The following is a 19,273-nucleotide window of genomic DNA, read 5'->3' as shown; positions in this document are numbered from 1 at the left end:
CAGTGCTGCCCCGGCACAGCATACCCAGGCAGAGCACTGCGGCCCTCCTCCTGGAGTTACCGCGCTCTGCGGTTAATCCACCTGCTCCGGCGCAAGCTCCTCTCTGTGTTTTACAGACGCCTGCGTAATCTCAGTCCAGATACGGTTTACATCCTCCATGCAGCTGAAATACAGGCTTGTGAGCAGATTGGTTTGAATTCCCAGCTCTTCAGACAGTTTGTCAATCTGCGCCCAATCCGCACGCTCATAGCACAGCGCCAGATCATAGAGCATTCCGCTCCGCCCGCTGTGGTGCAGCAGCGCATCCTTGACCTCCCGGCAGAGAGGGATCTGCTGCAGGATCTCCTCCAGCGGCGCGTCAATCAGATAGTTAAGCGTGGAGAACATTCCCATCAGATAGGCATCCGGCTTGGTAATGGGGATATTTTTCGCATAATTCATCAGGCTGCTGCAAAACTTGGCCCGCATCAGCGACAGCTTCAGGAATTCCTCCGCGCCATCCTCCATCTGATTTTCCGCGTTGCTGGCGCTGAGCAGATAGACCCACTGCTTCAACTCGTTCAGGCCAATGGTCATAATGGCCTGACGGACATTGGTCACCTTGCTGTGCAGCGAAAAATACCGGGAATTCGCAATGCGCAGCAGTCCATAGGTCAGGGTTGCATCCACCGAGATGATCTGCTCAATCTCCTCCACGTCGGGCTCGTCCTGGATAACCGCCACCATCAGCCGGAAGAAATTGCTCTGCATATAGCCGCTGTTATGGGTTTTATATGTCATCTTTTCGGCCACAACAGTGCCCTCCATAGCGTCCACCTTCAACTTCACTGCTCTCTGGTACAACTCCTCGCTGTCAATCCCCACGGCGATGCACTTCTTATTCATGCTGTGGGCAATCTCGATGATATTTTTCAGCGTCAGCTCCGGCGTTGTGCAGAAGTTCAGCTTAATATAGTCAATGCTGTCCAGCATAGCCAAATAGCGCGGGGCGAACTGGAACTCATTGACGGCAATCTTATACCCCTCTCTGGTGTACTGCTGAATCATGTGCATAGCCAGGGGGTGAATAATCACGCTGTCATCAATCTGGATCACCAGTTCGTTTTTGTCGAACAGCCTGGGGGATTTCTTCATCAGCAGCGTGGTGGTAAAGGTCATAAAATGGAGCGCGCCCCGCAGAAGCTTATCCGTATTCATGGTGAGAAAATTATAGATAGTATCCGCCGCCGCAAAATCGTTGGCGGCCGCGCTGTCCTCTCCGCCAAAGGCATTGTTTTCTCCGTAATACTGAATCTCATAGCCGACAATACGGTTTTCCCGGTTCTTAATGGGCTGCCGCACAATGTACTTACTGCTCATAGACTCCTCCCGCTCTCTGTTCATGCTCTTGCCGAGCCAGCAGTTCATCCAGAATGCCGATCAGATGCCCGATTTCCGGCTTGCTCAGCTGCTCGTCCGCTCCCACTTCCCGGCCCTTGCGGCGCATCTCCTCAGTAATGAGGGAAGAGAAAATCACCACCGGGATATGGCAGAACCGCTTGCTGGTCTTAATCAGTTTGGTCAGACGGTGGCCGTCCATCTGGGGCATCTCCAGGTCGGTGATAATCAGCGCCACCTGGCTGGACAGGGCCTCGTCTTCAGGGCAGGCCTGCAGCGCATCCCACAGCTCTGCGCCGTTGGGAAACGTTTTCAGATTGGTGTAGCCCGCTCGCTCCAGAGACTCGCGGATCATCTTGGTCAGCAGAATAGAGTCCTCCGCTATCCAAATGGGCCGCCCATCCCGTTTCCGCGTTCCCAGCCGCTCCACCTCGCTGATCTGGATGCTGGTCTCCGGTGCAATTTCCGCCACGATGCGCTCAAAATCCAGGATGTTGACCAGATCATCTCCGCACTGGGCAATGCCGGTGGCCACTCCGTCCGCGCCGCCGGAGATGGTGCTGTCCGGCTTCTGAATGTCCTTCCAGGAAATGCGGCTGATGCCGACTACGCTGTCCACCCGGAAGGCCACATGCATCTGGTTAAAGTTGGTGACGATAAACAGATCCTTTTCCTTGTGGGGATGCTCGCACCCATTGAGATACTTCGGCAGGTCCACAACTGTAATCACAATATCTCTGGGCTTGAAGATTCCCTCCACCGCCGGGTGCGTATGAGGCATGGGCTTTACCGGCGCGGACATCATAATCTCCCGCACCTTGGCCACATTGATCCCATAAAGGTTCTCATCAATGGTAAACTCCATGATTTCAATCTCGTTGGTACCGGTCTCCAACAGGATTCCGCTCCTTGATTCTTGTGCCATGCCGTTCCCCACTTTCTCTTATGTCTTGATTAAAAAATCAGTTCCGGCTTTCCATAGCTGCGCACGCAGGCCTGGCCTGACGCAGCATCGAACAGCAGTGTCCGGGCCACCGAGCCGCCCACATCCTCCCGCAGCAGTTTGATGCCCTCCCGGCGCAGAACCATATGGGTGCTCTCAATATTGCGCTGTCCAATATTGCCCAGGTTGCCCCCGCCTGCTACGGCAAACATGCTGGCGCCCCCGGCAATCTTCGCCACAATGCGGGAACGGGCGCCTCCCTGCCCCTCCATGCGGCGCAGGGTCTCGCAGATACCGGTGTCGGCGTATTTCAGCGGCGATTTCCGGCCGGTCTCCATATTCAGCGGCAGCATAATGTGCACCAGGGCCGCCAGTTGAATCAGTGGATCATAGAGGCAGATTCCAATGCAGGACCCCAGGGCGTAGGTGATCAACATTCCGGTCTGCCGCGCCATCTTCATATCCGCAATCCCCACCACCAGCTTGTTATCCATCCAAAACACCCAGTTTCTTTAGCAAGAAATTCAGCGAACGGATGTCCGGTGAGAGCAGCAGCCGGCAGGGTACCATCCGGCCGCCGCAGAGAAAGTTGGCCCCGATGGTCATGATATAGTCCGACTGTCCGCCGAACTCCGCCATGGGCACCGTCAAAATTGCCCCCTGCATGTCCACTGCAAAGGCCGGCACGGTCAGCTTGGTGGTAATGCCCGCAAGGCTGGACAGGGCGTTTATAAAGGTGGAGATCATGATATTTCCCACCTCCACCAGCGCAGAACAGTCCAGCTCTGTCAGCTGTTCATACCGCTCTACTGTTCGGCCCATCATCCGCTCCAGTACCAGATTGACAAACTCCATCTGCTGCACGGAGAGCATGATCCCGTTGAGCTCTCCCGACATGTGAACCAGCACGCCGGCCGTAATAATCTCCGGTCCGCCAATCCAGTCAATGGCCTCGTTGTAGCCCATGATGCGTACTTCCGGTACGTCAATCCGCACCTCGCAGCCCAGCATGCTGGACAGGGCCGTGGCTGCGTTTCCGGTACCGATGCTGCCAATCTCACGAATGGTATCCAGTTCCAGGCCGTTCAAATCCTCATAGTTTTTCATATTATCCCTCTATTTATCCGTTGGGCAGTCCGTTGATTGTGGTCTCCACCTCGTCCGCGGTCTGAAGCATCTTCAGCGCATAACTGTAAGACCGCTGGGCTTCAATCACCTGGCTGAGCTCTGTGGCCAGGTCTGCATTGGACTCCTCCAGCATGCCCTGCTGTGCCTTGGATGTGCTCAGCCAGACGGTTCCGTTCTTGTCTCCCATGAGGAAGCGGCTGCTGCCGTCCCGCTGGAGGCCGTCCTGGTACTGGATATCAAACACGCCCACGGGCAGTTCCAGCTCCGGGTCTGTCACCCGAATGGGGTAGCCGTCCTGCCCCAGTACCTGGCGTCCCTCTCCGTCGGACAGGTAATACTCGGTGCGCACCCCCTGCTCCGACTCCGGGTCCGCCACCTGAAAGGCCGACATGGTGAAGGACCCGTCCCGGGTAAAGGAGACCGCTCCGCTGCCCGGTTCATACAGGGCAAAATACCCGTTCCCGATGATGGCGTAATCCAGGCTCCGTCCGGTCTCCTTAAGAGGCCCGGACGCCCAGTCAGTGCCGGTTGACACCATGCAGGACCCGCTGCCCCGGGGCAGCTGCGCATTGTTGATGCCGTCCAGCATCCCGTACATCAGGGCCTGGAACCCGGGCACCTGGGCCTTGTAGCCATATGTATTGACATTGGAAATATTGTTGGCCTGTACGTCCATACGACGCATCTGCTGCTGTGCGCCGGTTACGGCGCTGTAAAAGCCCTGAATCATTTCCTATTGCCTCTTTTCTCTTAGAGCTGGCCAATCTGATTGGTGGCCTTGGTTAACAGTTCGTCATACAGTTTGAGCACCTGAGCCCCGCTCTGGAGGGAGCGCTGGGCGGTCAGCATGCGGCTCATCTCCTGCAGCATATCCACGTTGGACTCCTCCACATGCTTCCAGCTCACCTGGGGCTGGGCCTGGAGCTGGGCCTGCTGGCCGTTGGCCTGGAACAGGCCGCTCTCGCCCTTGCTCAGAGTGTTATTGTCGGCAAAGGTATACACCCCGATCTGTCCCTGATAGACGCCGTTTTGTGTATAGATCCGCCCGCTTCCGTCTGCCCGAATCTGGTCGGTAGCAAGGGTAATCGGCTCCCCATCCGTTCCCAGCACCAGGCCATGGCCTGCCAAGGCCAGCCTGCCTTCCCCGTCCAGAGAGAAGCTGCCGGAGCGGGTATACTCCACGCCGTTATCCGTCCGAACGGCGAAAAATCCGTCTCCCTGAATGGCAAAGTCCAGGGTCAGCCCGGTCTCCTTCAGCGTACCCTGGTCATAGTTCACATACAGTTGGTCAGGCGCCAGAATATAGCTCTCCCGGCCGATAACGGTGGCGCCACTCTTGTCCTTATTGCCCACCCGGCTGATGAGCACGTCTTGGAAGGTGCTGTCCGTGTAGGTTTCAGACTTATAGCCCGCAGTGCTCAGATTCGTCATATTGTTTCCCACCACGTTCAGCCGTCTCTGCTGAGACAGCATGCCCGAGGTCAGGCCATAAAACCCTTTGGTCATAGCATACTCCTTCTTTCCAGGCATTTACGCCTGCATGTACTGATTCATATACACCCGCAGACGCTGCAGCGCCCGGCTGTGGATCTGGGATACCCGCGCCGCGCTGACGCCCATCACCTGCGCAATCTCCTTCATGCTCAGTTCTTTTTCATAATAGAGTGAAAGGACCATCTGCTCGTTTTTGCGCAGCGATGCCACGCCCTCCTCCAGAACCTGATGAAGTTCCTTGTCCTGAAATGCCTCCTCCGTGGGATTGTTTTCCTCTCCCTGGGCGGCGGTCTTTTCCATGGTACCTCCGCAGCTATCCAGAACCGCCTCAAAGGACACTAAGCTGGACATGGCCGTCTCAGAGAGCAGGCTGTCGTACTGCTCTCTGGTCAGGCCCATACATTCTGCCGCCTCGCTGCTGGTAGGGGCTCGTCCCAGCTTGGCGGAGAGCTCGTCTATGGCTCGGTTCAGCCGGACTGCCTTCTGCCGTACCTGCCGGGGCAGCCAGTCCTGCCGCCTGGCCAGGTCCACAATCATGCCCCGCAGCCTTGTGGAGACGTAGGTCTCAAACTTTACATTTTTCTCCGGTTCAAACTTGTCCACCGCGTTGAGCAGCACCAGAAGCCCCTCTTGGATAATATCATCCAGCTGGGCAAAGCTGCTGTACAGTCCGCTGGCCTGGACGGCAATGCGGCGCACCAGCTGTGTATAGCGCAGGACCAGCATCCACTTGAGTTCCTGATCTTCCGTCTGCCGGTACAGCTCTAGCAGCGCCCGGTCGTCCAGCTTGTCCGCCTCTTGGTAAGAGACAGAAGGCTGTTCTCCTTCCCAAAGCTCTGCCGCCGTATTTGTCTGATTCATATACCTCCCGCCTCCTCACTTATCCCTGGGGCTGAAGCGTCACGTTTCCAATGGCCTGAATCTGAATATTGCTGCTGATCTCATGGAAGGACAGCACATACACGTCTGGATAAAACTGGGCAATCAGCCGACTGAGATAGACCCGGATAACCTGGCTGGTCAGCACCACCGTGGTCTGGGAGAGTTCCTGGAATTTCTTCCTCAGTTCCCCGATCTGCGCCATAATCTGCTGCATAATGTCCGTGCTCAGAGCCAGGTAGATACCCTGCTCATTTTTGGTCAGCGCCGACAGGATCTTCTTCTCAACCTCGGCATCCAGCGTAATGACCCGCAGCTGTCCGTTCTCGCAGAAGCGGCGGGTAATGGTGCGGCTGAGCCGTGTGCGCACCTGCTCGGTCACTGCGTCAATGTCTCGGCTGTTGGCCCCGGCGTCCACAATGGCCTCCAGAATCAGACCCAGATCCCGGATAGGTACCCCCTCCTTCAGCAGATTGCGGAGAATTTTCTCCAGCCCCGCATAGCTAATCACATTGGGGATGGCGTCTGCAACCAGGTCAGGATCGGTCTTTTTCAGGTGCTCTACCAGCTGCATAACCTCCGTCCGGCCCAGCAGCTCATAGGCGTGCTTTTTAATGGTCTCCGACAGGTGGGTGAGCATAACGGTCAGCGGCGTAATAACCGTATAGCCATAGATCTCCGCCATCTCCTTGTTCTCAGGCAGAATCCACCGGGAGGGGATGCCGTAGGCGGGCTCAATGGCGTCAATACCGTCGATCTGATTGGTAGGGTTGGGGGGCTCCAGCGCCAGGTAGTAGTCCACCAGCACTTCTCCCCTGGCGACCTCTTCGCCGCGGATGCGGATAACGTACTGGTTGGTACCCAGCGATGCCCCATCGTGCAGGCGGATGGAGGGAATAACAAAGCCCATATCCTGGGCGTACTGCCGGCGGAAAATAACAATACGGTTGATAAGCTTGCCTCCGCTGTTCTCATCTACCAGAGGAATGAGGCTGTATCCAAACTCCATCTCAATAGGCTCCACAGTCAGCAGAGAGTAGACATTGTTGATATCCTTGAAATAGTCCGCTTCTCCCGCAGCAGCCGCCTCCTGAGGCTTCTGCTCTGCCTGAGTCTCCTCCTGGAGCTGGAGCTGCTTGTTTTCCGCCATTTTGCGCTCACCCACCAGGCCGCCTGCCGTCAGAGCCGCGCCCACCAGAAGCAGGGGCAGCGTGGGTGTTCCAGGGAACACTCCCAGCAGAAGCAGGATCACGCCAGTGGCCAGGATGGCCCGGGGCTGAGCCTTGAACTGGCTGATGACATCGGTGTTCAGGCTGCCGTCGGACACCGAGCGGGTTACAATCATGCCCGTGGCGGTGGAGATCATCAGAGCAGGCAGCTGGGAGACCAGGCCGTCGCCGATGGTGGCGATAGAGTAGACATTCAGCACGCTCTGAAGGTCCCCGCCGCCCTGTACGACTCCAATGATAAGGCCGGCCACAAAGTTGATAACCGTGATGATCAGGGACATGATGGCGTCGCCCTTGACAATCTTGGTGGCGCCGTCCATGGCGCCATAGAAATCTGCCTCTTTCTGAATCTTGTACCGGCGCTGTCTTGCATCCTTCTCGTCGATGAGTCCGGAATTCAAATCAGCATCAATTGCCATCTGCTTGCCCGGCATGGCGTCCAAGGTGAACCGGGCCGCCACCTCTGATACGCGCTCCGCACCCTTGGTGATAACAATGAACTGCACCAGCACGATGATCAGGAAGATGATGACGCCGATGACAATGTTGCCCTGGGTGATCAGATTGCCGAAGGCGGTGATAACCGTGCCGGCCTGTCCACCGTTGCTGAGGATCAGCCGGGTGGAGGACACGTTCAGACCAAGCCGGAACAGTGTCGTCACCAGCAGCAGAGACGGGAAGATAGAAAACTCCAGCGCCTCCGAAATGCTCATGGTGATCATCAGAATCATAATGGACAGCGAAATATTCAGAATAATCAGCACATCCAGCAAAGGCGCCGGCAGGGGAATCACCAGGAACAAAACGATGACCACTACCATCAGCGATATGGCATTGTCAAAAATTCGTTTCATACACTTCTCCTGCTCGCTTTCTCTTAACTGCCTTTTTCATTCATTTGGTAGAGATACACCAGAACCTCGGCCACAGCTCCATAGAGCTCAGGTGGAATTTCCTGTTCCAGGTCCGTGGAGGCGTAGAGCGCGCGCGCCAGGGGCACGTTCTCCACAACAGCCACGCCATTTTCTTCCGCCAGGCTCACAATCCGCAGCGCCATCTGGTCCTGCCCCTTGGCCAGCACCACTGGTGCTCTGTCCTGGTCCGCCTTGTAGCGCAGCGCCACGGCAAAGTGGGTGGGGTTACGGATCACCACATCCGCCTGGGGCACCTTCTGCATCATGCGCGACTGCGCCATCTTGCGCTGGAGCTCTTTGATCCTGCCCTTAACCTGGGGATCGCCCTCCATCTGTTTGTACTCTTCCTTGATCTCCCGCTTGGACATACGGATCTGCCGCTCGTAGTCCCACCACTGATAGAAGATGTCCGCCGCAGCCAGCACCACATAGGCCACTGCAATCTGCATGGACATCTGGAATGCCAGGTCCAGCAGGTGGCTGCATACCGCCCCCAGGTCTGTAAAGAGGTATTTGGAGAAGGTATCTACCACACCGGACAGGAATTGGTAGATAAGATACAGCAGCACCGCGATCTTCAGCAGGCCCTTCAGCGCCTCAATGATGCTGCGCAGGGAGAAAAGACGCTTTACGCCCTGCAATGGATTGATATGGCTGAATTTGGGCCGCAGCGCCTCGCCGGATATCAGCATCTTCGTCTGAGAGAAGGTCGCCGCAATACCTGCCGCAACGGTGACGCCCAGCAGCGGCCCAGCAGTTTGGACAAGCACCCATAGAAGCTGCGCAAAAAGATTCCTGAAATCAGCCGTACCGGCCTCCGACTGGGTTATTTCGATGCACTGCCGCATAAAACCCTGAATTTTTTCCGCCGACCCGCCGATGGTCAGAAACAATGTGGCCAGCCCAGCCAGCAGCACAACCACCGATACCGCGTCATTGCTGAAAAAGATATTTCCCTTTTTCCGCTCGTCACGCCGCTTTTTTGGTGTTGCCTTTTCAGTTTTCTCGCTGTCCGCCACCCTGTCTCACCTCTTGAGAAAACTATCCCGGTGTACCGATGATCGCCAGTATCCGGCCGATTGTTTCCAGCATTTCCTTTTCCGCCCCCAGCAGAAATTCACTGATCGGCGACAGGAAGAGAAAGAACAGCACCAGGCCTATGATTACTTTCAACTCCATGTTAATAACAAAGGCGTTGATCTGGGGAATCGCTTTCATCAGAATTCCCATGCCCAGCTCACCCAGCAGCTCGGCAGCCAGAATGGGCAGCGCAAGCTTGACTGCCAGCACCATACACGAAATAAACACCTCTGCCACGCCGGAGGCCACCGCCTCCCCAAAGGCGGCCTGCCCGAAGGGGACTACGTTCTGCGAAGCCAGAAACAGGCGCAGCATGGTGTAGTGTCCGTTTTCCGCAAAGAAATCCAGGACAAACAGCACATTGAGCAGCGATGCGGTCACCGTCATGTTGACCTGGCTGCTGGCGTCATAGACCTGGGCCATGGTCAGTCCCATCTGGGTATCGATAACCTCTCCGCCCACCTGGATGACCATGAAGAACAGCTGCATCACAAACCCCATTGCCGCGCCTACGCCCAGCTCCAGCAGCATTCTGAGGCAAAACTCCAGCAGAGTTTGTGGCGGTGCGGGCGCTGTCCCCCCCATACTCAGGACAAAGCCGGAAAAGACCATGATCATTCCCGCCTTGACCAGATTGGGCAGGCTGTTTCTCCCCAGAATAGGGTTAAACAGCACCATGCCGCTTACCCGCATGAGAATCAGCGTAAACAAATATAACTCAGACCAATCCATCGTTTCCCCAGCCTCACATCAGGGTGAACAGATAGCGGGTGTAATCCTGGAGCGTTTCCAGCATCCAGCCGCCTCCCACCAGCAGAATCAGCACCACCACAATCAGCTTGAGAATAAAAGAGAGCGACTGCTCATGAATCTGTGTCACCGCCTGGAAAATGGCAACAAGGATTCCTACTACCATGCTCAGCAGCAGCATAGGTCCGCCAATCTTCAGCGCCACGCTCACGCCTTCCCGAAGAATATCCACAGGCTCCATGATTTATCTCCCCCGCGTCTAATGAAATCCCTGAACCAGGGTGGAAAACAGCAGCTGCCAGCCGTCCAGCGTAATGAAAAGCAGCAGCTTGAAGGGCATGGAAATCATAGAGGGCGGCAGCATAATCATGCCCATGGACATAAGGGCTGAGGATACTACCACGTCGATGAGCAGAAAGGGTATGTAGAGATAGAAGCCAATGAGGAAAGCCTTTTTCAATTCTGTGGTCATAAAGGCCGGCACCAGAAGCCGCAGCGGCAGGACCTCCGCCCCCTGCTGCTGGTTGTCCGGGCTGTTCACACCCGCTATGCCGCAAAACAGGTCCAGCGCGCTCTGATCCGTATTGCGCGCCATGAACTCCTTCAGTGGAATCTCCGCTCGCTGGAGAAACTCGTCCTGGGTGATTTCCTCTGCGATATAGGGCTCATAAGCGGTTGTCTGGATCTCACTGATGACCGGCGACATGGTAAACAGCGTCAGGAACAGCGCCATCCCCACCAGCACCATGTTGGGGGGATTCTGCTGCAATCCCATGGCTGAGCGCAGAAAGGAGAAGGAGATGATGTACCGGGTAAAGGAGGTCATCATCACCACCATGGAGGGGAGCAGGGTCAGCATGGTGGTCATAAACAGAATCTGGAGTGTCTGAACGTTTTCTCCGTTTACATTGATCAATGCATCCACCGCTCACACCTCCTTATTTCTTCCGCTGTTCCAACACCCGCCGCAGCGCCTGGGCAAAATTCTCTCCGACAGGCGCAGGGGGCTCCGGAGGCATCCACTGCGCCGTCTCCTCCTCTGACAGCTCCCGCAAGACGGTAATCCCGCCAGGCGTTACTGCCAGAAAATACAGCCGCTCCCCCAGCCGGGCCAGCAGCAGTTTCTCCTCTTTGCCTACTGTTACCTGCTCCACAACCGAAATACGGTGCCCCCGGCCCGCACTGCCCCCTGACATTCGTCCCACCACATGGCGGGTAAACCAATAGGCCAGCGCCAGGATAAGGGCGGTGACAACCAGGGCCCAGAGCAGAGAACCGAACTCTTCGCCCATCTTGATCAGGGCTTTCCGATAATGGAAGTAACTGTCTTGAGCAGCCGATCGCTCTTAAAGGGCTTGACAATGAAGTCCTTGATGCCGGCCTGTACGGCCTCCACCACCATGGCCTCCTGCCCCATCGCAGAACACATCACCACATTGGCGTTGCTGTCTTTGGCGCGGATTGCCTTCAGCGCCTCCAGGCCGTCCATATTGGGCATGGTGATGTCCATCAGCACCAGATCAGGCTTGAGCTCGAAGTACTTCTCCACCGCATCCTGGCCGTCCACAGCCTCATGGATATCGGTGTATCCCTCTTTGGTCAGGGTATCGCGGATCACTTTCCGCATAAACGCGGCGTCGTCTACAATCAGAATCTTAGCCATGATAGTCATCCTTTACTTTTTATTGTTTTCCGTCCTGTCCGGCTTCGCCCGGGCTTCAGTTCATTTTCAGAAGTTCGTTGTGCTTGAGCACCTCGGTAATCCGTACACCAAAGTTGTCGTCAATCACCACCACGTCGCCCCGGGCCACGCACAGGCCGTTGACAAACAGGTCCACCTGGTCTCCGGCCAGCTTGTCCAGCACCACAAGAGAGCCCTTGGAAAAGGATAGAATATCCTCTACCTTTCGCTTGGTGCGGCCAATCTCCACCGAAATCTCAAGCGGCACCGACATAATCAGCTCCAGATTGTCCGCCTGCTCTTTTCCCAGCCGCTGCTCCATATCCAAAGCCGGAAACTGGACCGGCGTTGTATTGATCCGCCTGGGTTCCGGCGCCTGCTGCACGGGCGCCTGCTGCATGGGCGCCTGCTGCACGGGCGTCTGCTGCACGGGCGTCTGCTGTACGGGCGTCTGCTGTACGGGCGTCTGCTGTACGGGCGCCTGCTGTACGGGCGTCTGCTGTACGGGCACCTGCTGCGTGGGCGCCTGAGTTCCCAGGCTGCTGAGCATATGCTCAATCTCCTCCTGGCTCATAACCGCTCCGGAAGCGCCCTGCGAGGCAGCGGGCTGAGCGGCGGCTGGCTGGGACACGGGAGTCTCATTCCGGGGCGCCGGTGCTGCGGCATCATCTGCGGGCATACTGCCGAAGTTCATCTCAAAACCGGCCAGCAGCTCGCGCGCCAAGTCCACCGACATGACATTGACGAACTCACTTTTCAGGATATTCTCAATGCTGAGCATAAAGCGGACAACCACAAGGGTATCCCCTTCAGAGGCGAAGTGCTCCTTCTTGAACGCCTCCATGTCATCCAGCGCAAAGGACTCCGGTGTGGAAATATTCACCGGATGTCCCAGGAAGTCCGACAGAGCGGTAGATGCCGCGCCCATCATCTGGTTCATCACTTCACACACTGCGCTGACAGTCAGGTCATTGAGCTCAAATTCCTCATCAGAGGTTTCAGTGCCCATGAGGATATCCACAATCACCTTGACATCGCTCTTTTTCAGCAGCATGATGTTGCTGCCCTCCAGTCCGGACACATAGCGGATTTCAATTCCAATGGCCGGTTCCAGCTCGCCGATGCTGAAGTCATTCACTGAAACCACGTCTACCGAGGGTGTGGTGATATCCACCCGGTGATCCAGCATGTTGGACACTGCCGTGGCTGAAGACCCCAGGCTGATATTCATGATTTCGCCGATGGCGTCCAGTTCCATCGAATTAAAGATGTTCTGTGCCATGCTTCCTCACTTCTCCTCTCTCGTTTGGACGTGATAGGTATCCAGAATTTTAACGGCCATACTGCCGCCCTGGGTGCCCAGCTTTCCGCTGAACCAGGGCTGCCCGCCGATGTATAGATTAACCGGCTCCCGGGTAGGATGTCCCAGGTCGATTACATCGCCCGCATTCAGATAGTAGATATCCTTTAGCGTCAACTGGGCTCGGCCCAGCTCTGCTGTAACCTCCAGCTGAGAGTCCCGCAGGATATCCATAATTTCCTCGGAGTTGTTCTCTCCGGAGCCGCGTCCCACCTGGTTCATGGCCGCAATCTTGGTAAAGATATTGGTCAGCATCATGCCGGGCAGGCAGATGCTCATTCGGCCCGATGCATTGGAGAACTTGATGCTGATTCCAATGATCACTACGGTCTCATCCAAGCCAATCAGTTGGACCAGCGTTGGATTTGACTCCACCCGCCGAAACACAAAATTCAGATCAATGTAGTTCTCCCAGCTGCCTCCCAGGGTACGGATCAGGTCCTTTACAATGTCCTCGTAAAGCTTCAGCTCCAGTGCTGTAAAACTGTATCCGGCCGGTATGGCTGAGCTGCTCTCCCCCTCGCCGCCCATCAGGCGGTCCATCATATTCAGGGCCAGGCCGGTGCTCAGGTGAATGAGAGCCGGCGTCTCTTCACTCTCCCGAGTCCCCTGAACGTCCACATCCGCCAGTGTCAGCACATCTCCGTCAGACAGGGCGTTGGAAAACTCGTAGTAGCGCTGCTCCTCCACAGATTCCACCGAAATCTCACTCGTGGTGTGAAGCAGTCCGTTGATGCGGGAATTGATGATACGGGTATAGTTTTCAAAGATACCGCTGATCATTTTCAGCCGGTCTTTGGTAAACTTTCTTGGACTGTAAAAGTCGTATTTACGGTATTTCTTCTCTGTGTCCTGGTCGGAACGGTTCAAATCCATCTCGCCGCTGCGGGCCGCGTTGAGCAGCGCGTCAATCTGGCTTTGAGATAATACTTCCGCCATGGTTATCCCTCCTGGTCGGAACCGGTTTGCGGTTGGGTCTGCCCGTCGGATGTTCCGGCGGTGCCCTCCGTCCCGCCCAAGGCCGCGTCCTCGCCGGAACGTATGGTATAGTACTGGGTGATATCATCTTCCATGCTGTTCTCAATGTTAAGGCCCGTTATCAGCAGTTCCACCCGCCGGTTCTGGGCACGCCCCTGGGAGGTATCGTTGTCCGAAATTGGACGCCACTGTCCATAGCCCACACTGACCAGCCTGGCCGGGTCTATCACATTTTTCTCCTGCAGATAGATTGTCACCACCGCGGCGCGGTTGCTGGCGAGAAACCGATCCGCCGTCGGATTGTTAGGCTCGTCCTCAACCTCCTGCGCGGTGTGTCCCAGCACCCGGATCTCATCAATGGATTCGCTCACCTCGGAGATAGACTGCGCAACCTGATCCAGTATCGCCTTGCCATCGTCCCGCAGCGTATAGCTGTTTCCGTCAAAAAAGACTGTGTTATCAAAAGAGACAAACACATAGCCGTTGCCTTTTGTAACGCTGATCTGGCCGTTCAGTCCCGACTGCTGAACATAGTTCTGCATGAACTCGTAGAGTGTTTCGATATCCGCATCCACCTGTGCCTGGGTAAGGCCCTGAGCATTCTGGGAAGCCATACTTCCCTGGGAAGTGGCGCTCTCTTCAACGGTTGCGCTGGGGTTGAAGGCCTGCACCAGTGCAATCCACTTCTCCTTGTCCAGGTTGGACATGGAGTAGAGCATTACAAAGAAGCACAACAGCAGCGTTACCATATCGCCATATGTATCCATCCAGTTGGCACCGCCGCCGCCGCTGTGTTTTTTCTTCATTTTTGTACCTCCTTTCCCATGGATTCAGCCTGCTTACCCTTTGTCTTTTTTCTGCCTTTTGCTCCCCTTGGGTTTGGCGCCGGCCTCATCTCCGCTGCTGTCACGCTGCTTCTGGTTGATAAAGGTCAGCAGCCGCTCCCGGAGGAACTTGGGATTCTCGCCCGATTGGATGGCCATGATGCCCTCCACCACAATCTGCCGGCAGAGGATCTCCTCCTCGTCCCGGGCCGTAAGATTGGCTGCAATGGGGTTGAAAATCACATGGGCCAGAAAGGAGCCGTAAAAGGTTGTAACCAGAGCCACCGACATGTTGGGGCCCAGGGAGTTCATATCTGCGTCGCTCAGGCTTTTGAGCATGTTGATTAGACCAATCAGCGTGCCGATCATGCCGAACGCAGGCGCCGCGTTGGAGCCGCGTTCGTACATGGCTACCACCTCCTGGTGGCGGGCCGACGTCTGTTCAATGTCGTTTTCCAGAATGCTGCGCACCCGATCCGGGTCATTCGCATCCACAATGAGCATAATGGCCTGCCTGAAGAAGGGATCACTCTGATCGTTGGCCTTTTCCTCCAAAGCCAGAAGACCGTTCTTTCGGGCGATCTGGGCCAGCTCCACCAGTTGATCCACATACATGGTGGGATCAAATGCCTTGGCCTGAAGCATAATCTTGATATGCTTGGGGAAGGACTTGGCCAGCTTGGGGTAGCAGGCAATGACCACCGCCAGCGTACCGCCCACCACAATCAGAACACTGGACAGATCAAAAAAATTCCAAAGGCTGTCCGGTGCAAAGCTAAAGGAAAACATGGGGGTCTCGCCGGGGTTGATGGAAATACCGACGATGATACCGAATATAGTAAATGCGACGGCCAGAACAATGCCGATCAAATACACAATATTCATACTCTTACTCTCGATCCCTTCTGTGTGAATCCCACGCGATTAAGGGCAGCGCGCAGGTCAGCGCCGGTCGATGATGGAGATCTCCCGGTGAATGTCCTGGACCTTTGCGTTATATTCCGCAATCTTCTGGATGATTTCCTCTGCGGTGTCCCGCACCAGATAGTAGTCGTGATTCATCATCACAACCTTGCACTCCGGAATCAGCTCAATACACTCAATCTGGTTGTGGTTAACCAGAAAGCGCTCGTTATTCATCTTCTGCAGTACAATCACAAAGCTCGCTCCCTTTCCATGTCCCCTGCCGCAGGCGGAAGGCCTTCCCCTGCGGCAGGGGCTTCTTTCACGCAAATATGCGTCAGCGCTTAATGTTGACCAGTTCCTCCAGCATGGAGTCAGTCACAGTGATGATGCGGGTATTGGCCTGATAGCCGCGCTGGTAGATGATCATGTTGGAAAACTCGGTGGCCAGGTCCGTGCCGGAGCCCTCCAGGAAGGAGGTCATGATGCCGGTTCCGCTTCCAGACAGAAGCATTGTGTCCGGGTCAGTCTCCCCGTTGGCCTGAATGCGGCCGTTATTGAGATATCCTCTGACGGCGCTGTTGGGGGCGCTGAGGGTAATGCCGCCGGCAGCATCGCCCGCAGTATAGTAGGGGCCGTCGGTGTGGAGCACGCCGCCGGGGTTGTCCACCGTGCCCAGCGCAATGTAGCCTACCACGACTTCCTCGTTGGTATCCGCGTTGGTGCAGATGATCTTGCCGTTTGCATCAATACTCAGGTTTTCGTAGTTGATAAAGCCGTCCACATTCTCGGTGGGGTCAATGTTTGTTCCGTCAGCGTCCACGCCAACATAGACCGCTTCTCCCAGCGTGTCGGCGGCGGAGGACCGCATGGGCAGGCGGATAGGCACCAGAGCGGTGCTGATGTCGCCCACCGCAGTGCCGGCCTCGCCGTCATTCTCCGCAGGATTGGTCACAGCGCTGGTCAGGAAGCCGTAAACCACATTGCCCTGTCCGTCCACCAGATAGCCGTCCTTGATATCAAAATTGCCTACCCGCGTCAGGGTCAGTCCCTTCACGGCGTCCGCACTGTCGATGTTGGTGTTCTTGTCGCCCACCAGAAAGAAGCCGTCACCCTTAATGGTGCAGTCCAGCGCCCGGCCGGTGGAGGTCAAATCACCGCTGCTCATATCCAGATCGATGGTGCCCACGCCGCAGCCGTAGCCAATCTGCTGGGGATTGGTGCCGCCCACAGTGTCGGTGCCAGCAGAGCCGGCATTCAGGGTGTTGTAGATGCTCTCCTTAAAGGTAATGCGCTGGGACTTATAACCCGGGGTGTTCACGTTCGCAATATTGTTGCCCACCACATTCAGCGCCTGCATGTGGGTCTTCATGCCAGAAATAGCTGCGCTCATTGCGCCTGTCATAGCCATAGTATATCTTGCTCCTTCTTCGATTTTTGCGCCGCCGGGAAGCCGTCATTCACACGGTCCCCAGAGCCTCCTTTCGGTCCTGCCCTCTGTGTATCACAGGAACACGGCGCCATCGATATTGGTAAAAATACTGTCCTTCATCTCCGCCTCCGACAGGGCGGTGATGACCCGATTGTTGGGCACGTTGACGATAAAGGCCAGGCTCTGATCAAGGGCCAGAATATTGGTCGCCCCCTTGGCCTCTGCCCGTTCCACAGAGTCCCCCAGCCGCTCCAGCAGCGTGGGCGTTACCTCGATGCCCCGCTCCTCCGCCCGGCTGAGTGCATGCTTGGAAAACGCCACCTGCCGGGTCTGGCCGCTGCGCTCCAGCTCTCGCTGCAGAACTGCGCCAAAGCTCCCTGCCCGGGTCTTCTGTGTTCCTGCGGCGCCAACCTGTCCGGAAAATCCGCTTCCCTTCAGCCCCTGGATTGGTCCGACCATAGACGCACCTCCTCCATCTTCCCGTAGAGCACTCAGGTCGCCGGCGTCTCCGCCGTCTCCTGACTGCCTTCCCCGCCGGTCTCAGCGCCCGCGCTCTGCTCGGGAATCTCGGGCAGGGTGCCTACTGCCATAATGCTGTTGAGCGGATACATCTCGCCGTTAACAAAGATAACCGGTGAATTCTGATAGGTCCCGGTAGCTTCCACCGTGCCTACAATCTCCTGGATTTTTCCGTTCTCGTCGTAGCTGCCCACTGTAACCGTCTTGCCCACCAGGGAGGCGGCGTAGGTCATGGTACTGGCTGCGGTCAGGTCTTCCAGGCTGCTCTGTACACTAGACATCATCTGCACCATGGACATCTGCACCATCTGATTGAGCATATCCGAGGTGTCTGCCGTGTTGTCAATGGTCTGGTTCTGAAGCTGCTGAACCATCAGCTGAAGAAAATCGGTGAAGTCCAGGCCAATGGCGTTGTCCGAGTCGCTGACGGTGTATCCCCAGCTCTGCAGCTCCTCCGTAGTCGGCGTGCTGCTGGTATTTTTGGCGGCATAGGCGCCCGACGTCTGGAGCGTATCCAGAGAAAGCGGCATAAAATCACTGCTTGCCATATTGTCTCACCTCTGTGTCTGCGCGGTTCACACGCGCTCTGTCTGCAGCAGGCCCAGCCGAAGCTGGTGAAGGAAGGATTCCGACTCCTGCTGCATGGCGTGCCGCTGCTGTTGCTGCTGCTGTTGTTGGTGGTGCTGCTGTCCCTGTTGATCCGGCTGCCGCCAGAAGGGCTGACTCTGCTGGGGCTGCTGCACCTCTACCTTGACCTGTCCGTTGGCGCTGTCCTGAAGCATCATGCCCAGCGCCGAGGCGTGGCTGTTGAGCAGCTTGGCAGTCTGCTCGGTCTCCGCATGGAGCACCACGTGGAGCGCCCCCTCAGGACTTCGGGTAAACTCTGCCACCACTGTCCCCAGGTTTTCCGGGGTCAGTTTGATCTCCAGGTGCTGGCCGCCAGCGTTCAGTCCGGCCTTCAGAGCGCCGCCCAGAGCCTTTTCCACGTCCTGCGCCGGCGCGCTCATATCCACGGGCGCGTCTGCTACCCGGACCGGCATGCTCTCCGCCTTCCGGAACAGGGGGGTCTGCCAGCTCTCCACAGAGACGGTGTTCATCTCCTCGTCCCGGCTGCGTTGAACCTCCACGCTGGGCAGTTCCTGTGCGGCACTGTGTTCCATCTCATCGCTTTCTTTGGCCTCACCGTGCAGGGTCCCGGTGGCCTGCACAGGTGCGGAAGGCATCTCCACATCCGGCATCTGAGCCGCATCCCCTGGCTGCTGAATCGGATCGGCTTCCAGCGGAACCTTGGGCAGCTGTGTGCTGCTCGCCTCCTGTGCGCCGGCGGTCTCCGCAATCACCTGGACCGGAGCTGCCACTGCGCCGGTCTCCGCCTGCACAGACACCGTCTGCGCCATCTGGGGCTGACAATTTACCAGCAGCGCCGCGCCTGCGGCCATTGCTGCCAGCTCTGCCGGTGCTGCGTCCTCTGTTTCCTTGTCCTGGGACACGGGCTCCTTTCCGGCAGTTTCGGTCTGGCCTTTCCCGTCCAGCTGTTTGCTCTGCTGGATTTTTCCATTGCGCTGCTGCTCCAGAAGGTCCTGAAATGAGAGGGCCTGATCTCCGGCATCCGCACCATTACCAGTCGTCTGAGACAGCTCCGGCACCTGCCACTGGCTCTGGAGGGTCATCTGAAAAAGCATATCTGTCACGTTCATGTCTCTCACCTCCTATTACAATAAATTTGGACAGGAAAGCCGGGCAGCCAGTCCGGCTTTCTTTCCATCTCGTGCCTAAGCTACA

The 19,273-nt window shown here is 56.7% G+C and carries 23 protein-coding genes; all 23 read right to left on the bottom strand.

The window, feature by feature from the left end; genetic code table 11:
• Positions 1–72: 72 nt before the first annotated feature.
• Positions 73–1,359: an HDOD domain-containing protein gene (locus tag Q0K06_RS06485; RefSeq protein WP_294550157.1), complete on the bottom strand. Its 1,287-nt coding sequence runs from the start codon at positions 1,357–1,359 to the stop codon at positions 73–75.
• The gene (locus Q0K06_RS06480; RefSeq protein WP_294550154.1) at positions 1,349–2,302 is read right to left on the bottom strand and encodes a chemotaxis protein; all 954 of its coding nucleotides are present in this window, start codon (positions 2,300–2,302) and stop codon (positions 1,349–1,351) included. The genes Q0K06_RS06485 and Q0K06_RS06480 overlap by 11 nt, the downstream gene beginning before the upstream one ends.
• A gap of 29 nt (positions 2,303–2,331) precedes the next feature.
• Positions 2,332–2,814 (bottom strand): chemotaxis protein CheD, encoded by a 483-nt coding sequence (locus Q0K06_RS06475; RefSeq protein ID WP_294550151.1) that lies wholly within the window; start codon positions 2,812–2,814, stop codon positions 2,332–2,334.
• Positions 2,807–3,427, bottom strand: coding sequence for a chemotaxis protein CheC (locus Q0K06_RS06470; protein ID WP_294550149.1), 621 nt, complete (start codon positions 3,425–3,427; stop codon positions 2,807–2,809). Before Q0K06_RS06470 ends, Q0K06_RS06475 begins: the two co-directional genes overlap by 8 nt.
• A gap of 13 nt (positions 3,428–3,440) precedes the next feature.
• Entirely contained in the window at positions 3,441–4,178 is a 738-nt protein-coding gene (locus tag Q0K06_RS06465; protein WP_294550147.1) for a flagellar hook basal-body protein, read from the bottom strand.
• Between the two features lie 20 nt (positions 4,179–4,198).
• Entirely contained in the window at positions 4,199–4,954 is a 756-nt protein-coding gene (locus Q0K06_RS06460) for a flagellar hook-basal body protein (RefSeq protein ID WP_294550144.1), read from the bottom strand.
• A gap of 24 nt (positions 4,955–4,978) precedes the next feature.
• Positions 4,979–5,803, bottom strand: coding sequence for a FliA/WhiG family RNA polymerase sigma factor (locus Q0K06_RS06455; protein ID WP_294550141.1), 825 nt, complete (start codon positions 5,801–5,803; stop codon positions 4,979–4,981).
• A gap of 19 nt (positions 5,804–5,822) precedes the next feature.
• Positions 5,823–7,904 (bottom strand): flagellar biosynthesis protein FlhA, encoded by a 2,082-nt coding sequence (gene flhA, locus Q0K06_RS06450; RefSeq protein ID WP_294550138.1) that lies wholly within the window; start codon positions 7,902–7,904, stop codon positions 5,823–5,825.
• 23 nt (positions 7,905–7,927) lie between these two features.
• Positions 7,928–8,983, bottom strand: a complete 1,056-nt coding sequence (gene flhB, locus Q0K06_RS06445) for a flagellar biosynthesis protein FlhB (RefSeq protein ID WP_294550135.1) — start codon at positions 8,981–8,983, stop codon at positions 7,928–7,930.
• Between the two features lie 22 nt (positions 8,984–9,005).
• The gene (locus Q0K06_RS06440; RefSeq protein WP_294550131.1) at positions 9,006–9,755 is read right to left on the bottom strand and encodes a flagellar biosynthetic protein FliR; all 750 of its coding nucleotides are present in this window, start codon (positions 9,753–9,755) and stop codon (positions 9,006–9,008) included.
• A 34-nt stretch (positions 9,756–9,789) separates the two neighbouring features.
• Positions 9,790–10,035: a flagellar biosynthetic protein FliQ gene (locus tag Q0K06_RS06435; protein ID WP_294550128.1), complete on the bottom strand. Its 246-nt coding sequence runs from the start codon at positions 10,033–10,035 to the stop codon at positions 9,790–9,792.
• Between the two features lie 18 nt (positions 10,036–10,053).
• A complete protein-coding gene (gene fliP, locus Q0K06_RS06430; RefSeq protein WP_294550125.1) occupies positions 10,054–10,719 on the bottom strand; it encodes a flagellar type III secretion system pore protein FliP in 666 nt (221 codons plus the stop codon).
• A gap of 13 nt (positions 10,720–10,732) precedes the next feature.
• On the bottom strand, positions 10,733–11,086 hold the full coding sequence (locus tag Q0K06_RS06425; protein ID WP_294550122.1) for a flagellar biosynthetic protein FliO: 354 nt from the start codon (positions 11,084–11,086) through the stop codon (positions 10,733–10,735).
• Between the two features lie 5 nt (positions 11,087–11,091).
• The gene (locus Q0K06_RS06420; protein ID WP_294550119.1) at positions 11,092–11,457 is read right to left on the bottom strand and encodes a response regulator; all 366 of its coding nucleotides are present in this window, start codon (positions 11,455–11,457) and stop codon (positions 11,092–11,094) included.
• Positions 11,458–11,512: 55 nt separating this feature from the next.
• The gene (fliN, locus tag Q0K06_RS06415) at positions 11,513–12,757 is read right to left on the bottom strand and encodes a flagellar motor switch protein FliN (protein WP_294550116.1); all 1,245 of its coding nucleotides are present in this window, start codon (positions 12,755–12,757) and stop codon (positions 11,513–11,515) included.
• Positions 12,758–12,763: 6 nt separating this feature from the next.
• Positions 12,764–13,774: a FliM/FliN family flagellar motor switch protein gene (locus tag Q0K06_RS06410; protein WP_294550113.1), complete on the bottom strand. Its 1,011-nt coding sequence runs from the start codon at positions 13,772–13,774 to the stop codon at positions 12,764–12,766.
• A gap of 2 nt (positions 13,775–13,776) precedes the next feature.
• The gene (locus tag Q0K06_RS06405; RefSeq protein WP_294550110.1) at positions 13,777–14,619 is read right to left on the bottom strand and encodes a flagellar motor protein MotB; all 843 of its coding nucleotides are present in this window, start codon (positions 14,617–14,619) and stop codon (positions 13,777–13,779) included.
• A gap of 33 nt (positions 14,620–14,652) precedes the next feature.
• Positions 14,653–15,522, bottom strand: coding sequence for a motility protein A (locus Q0K06_RS06400; protein WP_294550108.1), 870 nt, complete (start codon positions 15,520–15,522; stop codon positions 14,653–14,655).
• Between the two features lie 57 nt (positions 15,523–15,579).
• Complete coding sequence (locus Q0K06_RS06395; RefSeq protein ID WP_294550104.1) at positions 15,580–15,795, bottom strand: flagellar FlbD family protein; 216 nt, start codon at positions 15,793–15,795, stop codon at positions 15,580–15,582.
• 82 nt (positions 15,796–15,877) lie between these two features.
• The gene (locus Q0K06_RS06390; RefSeq protein ID WP_294550101.1) at positions 15,878–16,951 is read right to left on the bottom strand and encodes a flagellar hook-basal body complex protein; all 1,074 of its coding nucleotides are present in this window, start codon (positions 16,949–16,951) and stop codon (positions 15,878–15,880) included.
• Positions 16,952–17,044: 93 nt separating this feature from the next.
• A complete protein-coding gene (locus tag Q0K06_RS06385; RefSeq protein WP_294550099.1) occupies positions 17,045–17,431 on the bottom strand; it encodes a TIGR02530 family flagellar biosynthesis protein in 387 nt (128 codons plus the stop codon).
• Positions 17,432–17,463: 32 nt separating this feature from the next.
• Positions 17,464–18,039: a flagellar hook capping FlgD N-terminal domain-containing protein gene (locus Q0K06_RS06380; RefSeq protein ID WP_294550097.1), complete on the bottom strand. Its 576-nt coding sequence runs from the start codon at positions 18,037–18,039 to the stop codon at positions 17,464–17,466.
• 27 nt (positions 18,040–18,066) lie between these two features.
• Entirely contained in the window at positions 18,067–19,188 is a 1,122-nt protein-coding gene (locus tag Q0K06_RS06375) for a flagellar hook-length control protein FliK (RefSeq protein ID WP_294550094.1), read from the bottom strand.
• Between the last annotated feature and the right edge of the window lie 85 nt (positions 19,189–19,273).

The organism is uncultured Pseudoflavonifractor sp. (assembly GCF_944387805.1).
Taxonomy (GTDB): domain Bacteria; phylum Bacillota; class Clostridia; order Oscillospirales; family Oscillospiraceae; genus Pseudoflavonifractor.
The sequence above is the reverse complement of the archived record's forward strand: the minus strand, read 5'-3'. Positions and strand labels throughout refer to the sequence as shown.

Bases quoted from the DNA above. Each gene is read 5' to 3' on its own strand.
- Q0K06_RS06465 (WP_294550147.1), bottom strand. From the start codon at position 4,178: ATGATTCAGGGCTTTTACAGCGCCGTAACCGGCGCACAGCAGCAGATG.
- Q0K06_RS06480 (WP_294550154.1), bottom strand. From the start codon at position 2,302: ATGGCACAAGAATCAAGGAGCGGAATCCTGTTGGAGACCGGTACCAAC.
- Q0K06_RS06385 (WP_294550099.1), bottom strand. From the start codon at position 17,431: ATGGTCGGACCAATCCAGGGGCTGAAGGGAAGCGGATTTTCCGGACAG.
- Q0K06_RS06475 (WP_294550151.1), bottom strand. From the start codon at position 2,814: ATGGATAACAAGCTGGTGGTGGGGATTGCGGATATGAAGATGGCGCGG.
- Q0K06_RS06375 (WP_294550094.1), bottom strand. From the start codon at position 19,188: ATGAACGTGACAGATATGCTTTTTCAGATGACCCTCCAGAGCCAGTGG.
- Q0K06_RS06405 (WP_294550110.1), bottom strand. From the start codon at position 14,619: ATGAAGAAAAAACACAGCGGCGGCGGCGGTGCCAACTGGATGGATACA.
- Q0K06_RS06455 (WP_294550141.1), bottom strand. From the start codon at position 5,803: ATGAATCAGACAAATACGGCGGCAGAGCTTTGGGAAGGAGAACAGCCT.
- Q0K06_RS06400 (WP_294550108.1), bottom strand. From the start codon at position 15,522: ATGAATATTGTGTATTTGATCGGCATTGTTCTGGCCGTCGCATTTACT.
- Q0K06_RS06380 (WP_294550097.1), bottom strand. From the start codon at position 18,039: ATGGCAAGCAGTGATTTTATGCCGCTTTCTCTGGATACGCTCCAGACG.
- fliN (WP_294550116.1), bottom strand. From the start codon at position 12,757: ATGGCACAGAACATCTTTAATTCGATGGAACTGGACGCCATCGGCGAA.
- Q0K06_RS06410 (WP_294550113.1), bottom strand. From the start codon at position 13,774: ATGGCGGAAGTATTATCTCAAAGCCAGATTGACGCGCTGCTCAACGCG.
- flhA (WP_294550138.1), bottom strand. From the start codon at position 7,904: ATGAAACGAATTTTTGACAATGCCATATCGCTGATGGTAGTGGTCATC.
- Q0K06_RS06470 (WP_294550149.1), bottom strand. From the start codon at position 3,427: ATGAAAAACTATGAGGATTTGAACGGCCTGGAACTGGATACCATTCGT.
- Q0K06_RS06460 (WP_294550144.1), bottom strand. From the start codon at position 4,954: ATGACCAAAGGGTTTTATGGCCTGACCTCGGGCATGCTGTCTCAGCAG.
- Q0K06_RS06485 (WP_294550157.1), bottom strand. From the start codon at position 1,359: ATGAGCAGTAAGTACATTGTGCGGCAGCCCATTAAGAACCGGGAAAAC.
- Q0K06_RS06425 (WP_294550122.1), bottom strand. From the start codon at position 11,086: ATGGGCGAAGAGTTCGGTTCTCTGCTCTGGGCCCTGGTTGTCACCGCC.
- Q0K06_RS06420 (WP_294550119.1), bottom strand. From the start codon at position 11,457: ATGGCTAAGATTCTGATTGTAGACGACGCCGCGTTTATGCGGAAAGTG.
- Q0K06_RS06435 (WP_294550128.1), bottom strand. From the start codon at position 10,035: ATGGAGCCTGTGGATATTCTTCGGGAAGGCGTGAGCGTGGCGCTGAAG.
- Q0K06_RS06390 (WP_294550101.1), bottom strand. From the start codon at position 16,951: ATGGCTATGACAGGCGCAATGAGCGCAGCTATTTCTGGCATGAAGACC.